Below are 8,593 nucleotides of genomic sequence, written 5' to 3'. Positions count from 1 at the left end.
TTTTCGTCCCCAGCGTTCGCCCTCCGCCAACGATGGTTTATACTATCGTCAAGGAACCATGGGAGATTTTCTGTGTAAGATCGATTTCTTTCGAGGCAAGTGCCATGGCGTGCTACCGCGTTGTGCTGATACCGGTCGATGAAAACTGGACGCCGGCGTCTCCGGATGATGTCCCAGCGCAGCCTCCGCAGCCGAACGAAAGGCTCCTTGAAACAGAGGACTTTTTCTCGGCAGTAAGGGAAGCGATTCAGTTCAACGAACAGAGTTGGTCGGAACGCAAAGGTCGCTGGGCTGTGGTGTGCGAAGTGGGCTGCCCGGGCAGAACCTGGCCCGGTCTCCGGATCTGCACGCCCCTGCGCTACAAGATCGCTTCGATCTGGTGGCCAGCCGGGTGGGAGCCGAACTCGCCGCTCGATATGCCCCTGTGCATCTGTCGCACCCAGGGAACGTTGCAGGAAGACCAGCTCAGTTACGACCAGGCGCTGGCGACAATTCAGGCGCTTAACCAACAGGCCATGGATCGGGCGAGCACCATGTGGTACGTCATGCTGGCCGTTGAGAACGAGCCGGTATCGCGGACAATCTCCTACGATCCCGCCGGCCTCCAGACGACGGTCGAAATCCGTCGGCTCCACGTGGCTCAGCCGGCTGGGGGCGGACACGGAGACTGCTCCCACTGTCCGGCGCGATCGCTCGACTGCTCGATGGTGGCTCCGGCATAAAAGAAAGCTCGCCCACGAGGGGCGAGCCTGGACGGACCGAACTTCCGATCACGCACCCGCCAACCACCCAGCCGGGCGGACGTGTGGGGGCTGATCCCGCGGCGGATACTTATTCCTTCTCCACAATCAGGCTGAGTCCCACATCGATATACTGTCCACCACGTGTCTGGTGACAGTGAACCGCCAGGACGTTGCGCCCCGGTTTGAGAGCCTTCCGGGCAGCCTCGCCCGTGAGGGGCACGATTGTGTAGCCGGTGAGAAATCCCTTTGTTCTTTTGATAAGCTGCCCGTTGAGATAGACCTCGGCGTCTTCGTCATGGTGAATGGCCAAAGCGAGTTCACCGTGCTCGGGCAGCTTTTCCAGGTTGAAGCTCCGCCGCAGCCAGATGTCCGAGGTATTCCAGACGGTCCGCACCACCGCTCCTGGCGTGCCCTCCGTTCCGAAACCACCGGGTCCCTCTTTCCATGCCGAGTCGTCGAACTCGGGCGTCATCCAATTCTCGGAGGGCGTCTCGGTGGTGTAGCGCCACACCTGCCCCTGATGCTCTGAAGTGGCTACCAGAACCTGGACAGTGGGAGGCGGCAGATGAAGCCGTCGGGCTGCCTCTGCTGCCCGGTCCACCTGAATCTTGATCACTTCCCGATCGTAGGTCATCAGGCCGTTGACCTCGATTTCCACATCCGACGTCTGGGTATACACCGCCGCGCATAGCCCCTGCGGAATCAGGAATCGGACCTGCGCCAGCAGTTCGCAATAGGCGTCGGTGAGGGCCTCCTGATCGGCGTAGGCCACATAGCCCCACGCTCCCTGCTCTTTCCAGAGGTGACCGGGAATGGGCATGCCCAATCCGCCAAACTCGCCGAGAACGCACGCCCGTTTTTCTTCAATGGGACGCACTCCCGGCCCGGGATAGCGATGCATATCGGAGATATCCCCACAACCGTTGTCGTGCCAGCCACTGGCTTCATTCACCACCCGCGAGGGATCATATTCCTTGATCCACTTGACAATGTCGCAGGTATCATGCTGGCCCCAGCCTTCATTAAAGGGAATCCACATGATGATGCAGGGATGGTTGAACCGCGCGTCAATCATCGCCTTCAGTTCTTTACGGAAATTGGCGCGGCTTTCCTCGTTGCGGTCGGCGTTCCCCGAGGGCATATCCTGCCACACGAGAAGCCCAAGTTTATCGCACCAGTAGTACCATCGTTCCGGCTCGTACTTGACGTGTTTCCGAGCCATATTCATGCCAAACTTTTTGGTCATTTCAATGTCGAACTTCATCGCCTCATCGCTGGCGGGAGTGTAAAGCCCATCGGGCCACCAACCCTGATCGAGAGGACCATACTGAAAGACGAACTTCCCGTTGAGCATCAACCGATTGATGCCGTTCTCGTCCTTCTCTACAGACACCTTGCGCATCCCGAAATAGCTTTCCACCCTGTCCACAACACGACCATCGGAAAGCAGTGACACTTCCAGGTCGTAGAGGTTGGGCTCCTCCGGCCACCACAGTTTGGCCTGGGGAATCCGCAGCTCGACGGCCTCGCCTGCGGGACCGCTTGTTTCCGCCACGTCCTGACCGGCAAACCGAGCCTTCAGATGAACGGTCAATCCCTTGGGCGCGACCACTGTCACGACGAGCCGTTCCCGATCCACGTCCGGAACCAACTTCAGTTTTTGGATGGACTGAGCGGGCACCGGTTCGAGCCACACGGTTTGCCAGATTCCGGTCACAGCCGTGTACCATATCCCTTTGGGATTGAGGACCTGCTTGCCGCGAGGTTGCCAGCCGGTGTCGGTGGGATCCCAGACAGCCACAACAAGCTCGTTCTCGCCGGGCTTAAGGCACTCCGTGATGTCGAAAGTGAACGGATCATATCCCCCGGTGTGTTCGCCGACTTGCCTGCCGTTCACCCAAACCGTGGTCTGCCAGTCCACCGCCCCAAAGTGGAGCAGCAATCGTCCACCGTCCGGCAGTTCAGGGGCTGTGAATTTTCGCCGGTACCATAGTCGCTCGGGGGGCTGTACTTTTCTGCCCACTCCGCTGAGGGCCGATTCAATGCAAAATGGGACCAGGATTTGCCCATCCCATTTTTCCGGCTGAGAAGCATCTTTGGGTGTCACTGCATAATCCCACAGCCCGTTGAGATTGACCCATTTTTCACGCACCATCTGCGGGCGCGGATATTCCGGCCAAACGCGGTCCGGTGAAACATCCTTGGCCCAGCGCGTCATCAACGGGCTGGGAGCGGGTTTCCAGGATTCTCCCCGACCTGGGAGAACTGAAAACGACAGTCCAATCACAACACCGGTCCATAGAAGCAGTCTCTTCATCGGTGCCTCCTCATCTTCACGTTGGATACCCAGCAGAAACTTCCACCCCGGTTTTGACTCGCTTAGCTCTTAACCAAGATATGCCACCAGGGACAAGATTGCAAAACACATTTGCGCAAAAACGATTCACTTTTGCGCAAGTTCACTGCGCGGTTCCGGAGGCATTCGCAAAAGGCGCCCTGTGAGGACTTACTCGTCCACCACCTGATACACTCGGACATAGTCGATGAGCCATTCCTCCGGGAGTTGGGCCTTTTTGATATCCCCCGCCCAGGGCCCAATTTCCACCGTCAGCTTGATGTACAGCGGCACCTGGCACACCCCGCCGGCGCTGGTTCGCCAGGTTTCCTTTCCATCCACGTCGAACACGTACTCGTCCGGTTTCCACCACAGGCCGTATGTATGGAATCCGTCCAGCACTTCCGGTCTTCTAAATGTTGTCCCCGCGTGTTTGTGGTCCTTGCCGTAGCCGTCCCAATGGAGGTTGCTCGTCAGGCGGCCGTCACGGTAGGGCATTTCCACGATGTCGATTTCCGTGCCATCGCGACCTTCGTCGCCGACCTGACTGACTCCCGCGCCCATCAGCCAAAAGGCGGCCCAAAGCCCCGGTTGTTTGGGATGGGTGCACCGGCACACAAGATAACCGTATTTGACTTCGTACTTTCCCCGCGTCGCAATCGCGCCTGAGGTGTAGCGCTCGCCGTTCTTTTTCGTCCGGATGACAAGGTGGCCCTTCCCGTCAAGGTAAGAGTCCTCCTTTACCCAGAATCCATCCCGTCGGGGCCAGTCTCCGTAAATCTCCCACTTGCTTGTGTCAATCTTGTCCCCGTCGAATTCGTCATGCCAGACAAGCACCCACTTCTTTCCTGGAGGAAGTTGCGGCAGCGGATCCTGGGGCTGCAGAAGTTCTACGGAGACGGCTTCTGGCGGCTCGGCACCTGCAAGCTCGGGGCCAGACAACCCGATACTCACGCCCATCGCACCACAAAAAACCACGACAAACACCTTCCAGAAGGCTCTTAACATGGCATGATTCTCCTCGAAATGGCACAAAGATAACTTAATCGGTGAAAGCGATCATAAACGGTTACAGCGACCGGACAAACTCGCACAGGTCGTGCAACTCCTCGTCGGTCAGGCTACCGACATCGCTGCCAGCCGTCTCCCCGTGTTTACCTTCTCGGAACAGCTCTTCAAGAGTCAAATAATGTCCGTCGTGCAAATATGGGGCGGTTCGCCACACTTCAATGAGGGTAGGTGTGTCGAATTCGCTCGCGCGGTCCAGCGGCCCGCGGCTTCCCACATTGTGTTTCTTCAAATCCGTATAAAGCGGCTCAGGATGACAGTGATGGCATTTGAGCCGTTCGCTGAAGAACAGTTCCCGCCCCCGGCGGGCGGACTCGCTTAACTGGCCGTTGACGAGATAGGGGCTCGGCACCGGCCGCAATGACCTGAGGTACGCGTCGATCGCCTGGGCGTCTTCCTCCGGACGAACGGCAAACTGAATGTGTCGGATTCCGGACCGGACCGCCTCTTCCGCGGTGGCTCGCACCCCTTCCCACATGGACGGTGGTGTTTGGTGAGCCAGCAGTAGGCTCTTATTGTTCTTCGGATTTCCCAATCCGTCATTGAGGAGATCCCAATTCAGCCCGTCAATTCGCCCGTCTGGATGGCAGGTAGCGCAGCTCTGCCAGTGCTGAAAACACAGGCTGGCATCGTGGAAATAGAGTTCGCCCAGCCTTTCCTTCGTAAGCACCGGCTTCGGGCCCAAGGGCACGTAGCTAAGCCGCCGATATTTGGAAGCATTCAAATCCACGACCGTGACGAGGTCCCCGAAGTAGGTGGCGACGAAAACCTTGGAACCTGCCAGGGCGAGACCTCTCGCTCCTTTGACGATTTTTTCTGAATCAGCGCTCAGATAGTCGTACGGTCCCAGCCCATAGAGGGGAATTCGCTCCCGGAGACCCACCAGAAAGGACAGATCATTGGGAACATCGGCGGCACTGAGGGATGTTTGCGATCCGTCGTAGATGAATCCCGCTGCTTGAGCGGCCTCCGGTGTCGGCGGTAGTTTTGCCAGTTTTTCCAGCACGGCAGGAATATTGATGACGGAAATCTCATCCGTTGCCGCGTGGGAAACCACGAGTTTCTGACCGTCGGAAGAACACACAACAGCCCACGGGAGAGCAGCGCCAAGGTCCACGTCATCGAGGAGAACGGTATTGAATACCCGCTCCTTCTGCGCATCTATGATCGTCAGCGCGTTGGTATTCATCCAGCCGCGCTCTAGTTGCGTGGTGGGCATCTGATACCGAGAAAGCACATGGACGGCATATACCCATTTTCCATCGGGCGAGACGGCAAGGCCGTGAATATCGGTCGAGCCGTTGGGCAGTCGGATCGGGTGAACCTCGAACGTTGACGTATCAATGGAGCACACCACGGCCGCCACATCGTAACTGTCGCACCGATCCAGCGGAAGGAGGTTGGCCACAAAAAGCCGCTTTTCGTCCGGTGTAAGGGCCGCTGCCACTGGTTCGCGGGTGACAGCCAAACGTCTCTCCTCCCGGCCAGAAGCCAGATCGACGACGGAAACCGTGTTTTCAAACCGGTTACACACATACATCCGATGGCCATCTTTGGAAAGCGCCAGTCCCCCGGGCGTGTGCCCTACAGGGATCTGGCGGATCGGGGCTCCATCGTCAGACTTGATTTCAGCAACAATGCCATGCGAAACGCCGGCGGCCACATAGATCACTTTTCCATCCGAACTGATCACGAAGTCGTGGGGATCCGCGGGCAGGCTGAACCATCGGATGACTTGCTGGCTCGCCACATCGATTACGGCCATTTTGGCGGCATCCTTACACAAGACGAAGACGGTCGCGCCATCGGGGGCAGCCCGGACCTGCCAGGGACCGAGATAACGCCCGGTGGCCTCTTCTGCTCGACTTGCCGTAACGACCAGCAATCCGCAGAGGATAGCAAGCAGCCACGCAAGACCGACAAATTCTTTTCCAGACGGCATGACTCGGCTAAAGCCCGACTCCATGCTCGCCAACATAGGGGTGCTTTTCGTGAGCATGCAGTGCCCTCCCGGGGAATCGCCAGCGACTTACGGACAAAGACAGCCTTCGGCGTGACAACCTGTCGCATCCTGCGGCCACAGCAAACGGCGAGGCTATTCGCAAAAACGGCCGGCAGCGAGGCCTCGGTCTTCGGGTGAAGCTACCGTGCCCCCCAAAAGGTGTCCGTTACCGCAGTGCAATCGCATTTTCCGGCAGCGGCGGTCGATCGTCAACCGTTTCCGTGGCCCCTGTGCGGTCCCTGATACCCAGCCGTGTCACTTCGCTGGGACATTCCATTTGAACTGCCGGTTGAGCCAGCCGTAGGCCTGCTGGCGAATCTCCGGCGGAAAGCCGTGCCCAATGTCCGGATGGATCACCACAAGCCGGTTCTGCGCCCCGTAGAGGTGAAAAACTTCTTTTGCTCTGGCCACGACTTCGCGCACCCCTTCGACATCAAAGTTGTCATCCCGCAGCGGTGCAACGACAAAGACACCGCGGGGCGCCAGTGCCGCAAGGACCTCGTGAAAATCGAACGGCATTCGCCCGGGGTCGTTACCGAAGACGTCCCTCACGCGGGGCATGTAGCGATCCTGCGCCCACGGAGCAATTTTCCCGCCATAGTAGCGATGGAAGGCCGTAAATCCGCAACTGCAGATCACAGCCCGAATCCGCTGGTCAAATACCGCCGTGAAAAGCGCGTTATGTCCACCGAGAGAATGGCCGACCACGGCGATCCGGTCCCGATCGACTTCCGGCAGAGATTCGAGCAAATCCAGAGCGCGGACGTTATCCCAAATGGCCTTCATCGACCCGCTCGCGAATTCCGTGTGGCGGCGGAAGTCGTAGGGATGCTCACCAAAGGAGGGATAGTCGGGCACCACGCACACGTAGCCCAGGCAGGCCAGTTCGTGGGCATAAGGATAGGCAGCCTCGGGTCGTGTGCCGGCGGGTTCATCCTTGGCAAGAGGGGTGGTTTGATGCAGACACAGGGCAGCCGGATGGCGTCCCCGGATCTGGTGCGGAATGAGCAGATACGCCGGAACGCGGTCATAAGGATCCGCCTGGTAGGTGAGCTTGATTCGCCGATAGGAGGCCGTGTCCTGTGAATCAATCACCTGCACATCCAGAGGCAGGCGCATCCCTGGACCGGGCAAGCCGCCCATGACCGCTTCCATGCCTTTCTGAATCCACCATCGGCGGTAACCCCACTCTTGCAACGAGGCAATCGAGCGGACCTGGCCATCTTCTCCGTAAAACTGCAGCGGCTGCTGATGATTTTGTTTCGCCCAAAGAGGGACCTCTCCAGAAGGTCGAGCCTCGTCATCACCTTGCGTCCCCAGGTTCTCCAACCGGAACAGGCCGTTGCGGTCGGCTGCCACAAGATCGAGGTCCCCATCCCCGTCCAAGTCAGCCGCTTTGGGATCCAATCCCCAGCCGATGTTCACAGCCTCAGCGATCGGGTACCGCGCGAAAACACGACTTTTCTGATCATACTCATAGGCATAGATAACGGGCACATCCCACTCGCCGGGGTCTCGTCCATCGTGTCCCAAATAGCGTTTGCCTGCGATCACCTCCGGCCGTCCGTTTCTGTTGACGTCAGCGACGAGGAGCGCATGGGCCTGGGACCAACTGGTGTCAATCGCGTGGAATGCCCACGTTCGCGTACCGTTCCCAATTCGCTGTTCCAACCAGTAAAGCCCGACGTTATGTCCCCGCCCCCACACGATGTCCGAGTCTCCATCGCCATCCACGTCTTCGACGATGATCGGCACGCTGGCATCTTCGTGAAGCTCGAACTCCGGTTGCTTCACCCACTGCGGTCTATCCGAGGGACCCTCCTGCCGCCACCAACCGCGAGGTGTCACGATGTCCCCGCGACCATCGCCATCGACGTCACCGAAACCGATCCCGTGCCCGGCCACCTCCTCGGGGAGATCGTGGCGGTACCACTCCACCTTTCCGTCGGGCAACCGCTTGAACTCCCACCAGGCCGCAAATTTGACCCCGTTGGGAAGAACATCCTGCTGCCCGTCGCCATTGATGTCGTAGAGCCGCCCTGTTTCCATTGGTCCGGGTTTGGCGACCTGAATGACTTCCCAGGGGCCCAAGCTGGGGCCGGGGTGTCGAATCCAGAGGAGGAGTTCGCTGCGGTAATTGGCGCTGATGATGTCACCCCACCCATCTCCGTCAACGTCCAGGACAAGATTGGAATAATCGTCGAACCGCCCCCGGATGATCGGCACATCGCGAAGGAAATGGCGTTTCCAGGTCGGTGCCTCGTACCACCAGCCGCCGGAAACGATATCCGGTTTCCCATCGTGATTCACGTCCACAACGCCGCAGGCACAGAACTGGGCCTCGGGATTGAGGACATGGACACGAAAACGGGGAAATCCCGACTCGCCGCACACGACGGCTCTCGATTGAATCTCCACAAGGAGAAGCGCTGTGCAGAGAATCCA

General features: G+C 58.8%; 5 protein-coding genes. 1 reads left to right on the top strand and 4 read right to left on the bottom strand.

Translation table 11 applies throughout. From position 1 onward, the window contains the following. The coding region (locus H5U08_RS05395; RefSeq protein WP_297031035.1) for a hypothetical protein at positions 1 to 722 on the top strand (722 nt) is incomplete at its 5' end. Positions 723 to 831: 109 nt separating this feature from the next. Here the strand turns inward: H5U08_RS05395 and H5U08_RS05390 are convergent. The 4 genes from H5U08_RS05390 to H5U08_RS05375 form a co-directional block, all read right to left on the bottom strand. Further along, a complete protein-coding gene (locus tag H5U08_RS05390) occupies positions 832 to 3,060 on the bottom strand; it encodes a sugar-binding domain-containing protein (protein ID WP_297031033.1) in 2,229 nt (742 codons plus the stop codon). A gap of 189 nt (positions 3,061 to 3,249) precedes the next feature. Next, complete coding sequence (locus H5U08_RS05385; RefSeq protein WP_297031031.1) at positions 3,250 to 4,086, bottom strand: glycoside hydrolase family 16 protein; 837 nt, start codon at positions 4,084 to 4,086, stop codon at positions 3,250 to 3,252. A 61-nt stretch (positions 4,087 to 4,147) separates the two neighbouring features. Beyond that, the gene (locus tag H5U08_RS05380) at positions 4,148 to 6,145 is read right to left on the bottom strand and encodes a cytochrome c peroxidase (RefSeq protein ID WP_297031029.1); all 1,998 of its coding nucleotides are present in this window, start codon (positions 6,143 to 6,145) and stop codon (positions 4,148 to 4,150) included. 258 nt (positions 6,146 to 6,403) lie between these two features. After that, positions 6,404 to 8,593, bottom strand: a 2,190-nt coding sequence (locus H5U08_RS05375; RefSeq protein WP_297031028.1) for an alpha/beta fold hydrolase, incomplete at its 5' end; no start/stop codon positions are given.

The sequence above is a fragment of the Thermogutta sp. genome, from assembly GCF_014359955.1.
GTDB lineage: Bacteria > Planctomycetota > Planctomycetia > Pirellulales > Thermoguttaceae > Thermogutta.
The sequence above is the reverse complement of the archived record's forward strand: the minus strand, read 5'-3'. Positions and strand labels throughout refer to the sequence as shown.

Coding starts and splice junctions, on each gene's coding strand:
- H5U08_RS05390 (WP_297031033.1), bottom strand. CDS start 3,060: ATGAAGAGACTGCTTCTATGGACCGGTGTTGTGATTGGACTGTCGTTT.
- H5U08_RS05385 (WP_297031031.1), bottom strand. CDS start 4,086: ATGTTAAGAGCCTTCTGGAAGGTGTTTGTCGTGGTTTTTTGTGGTGCG.
- H5U08_RS05380 (WP_297031029.1), bottom strand. CDS start 6,145: ATGCTCACGAAAAGCACCCCTATGTTGGCGAGCATGGAGTCGGGCTTT.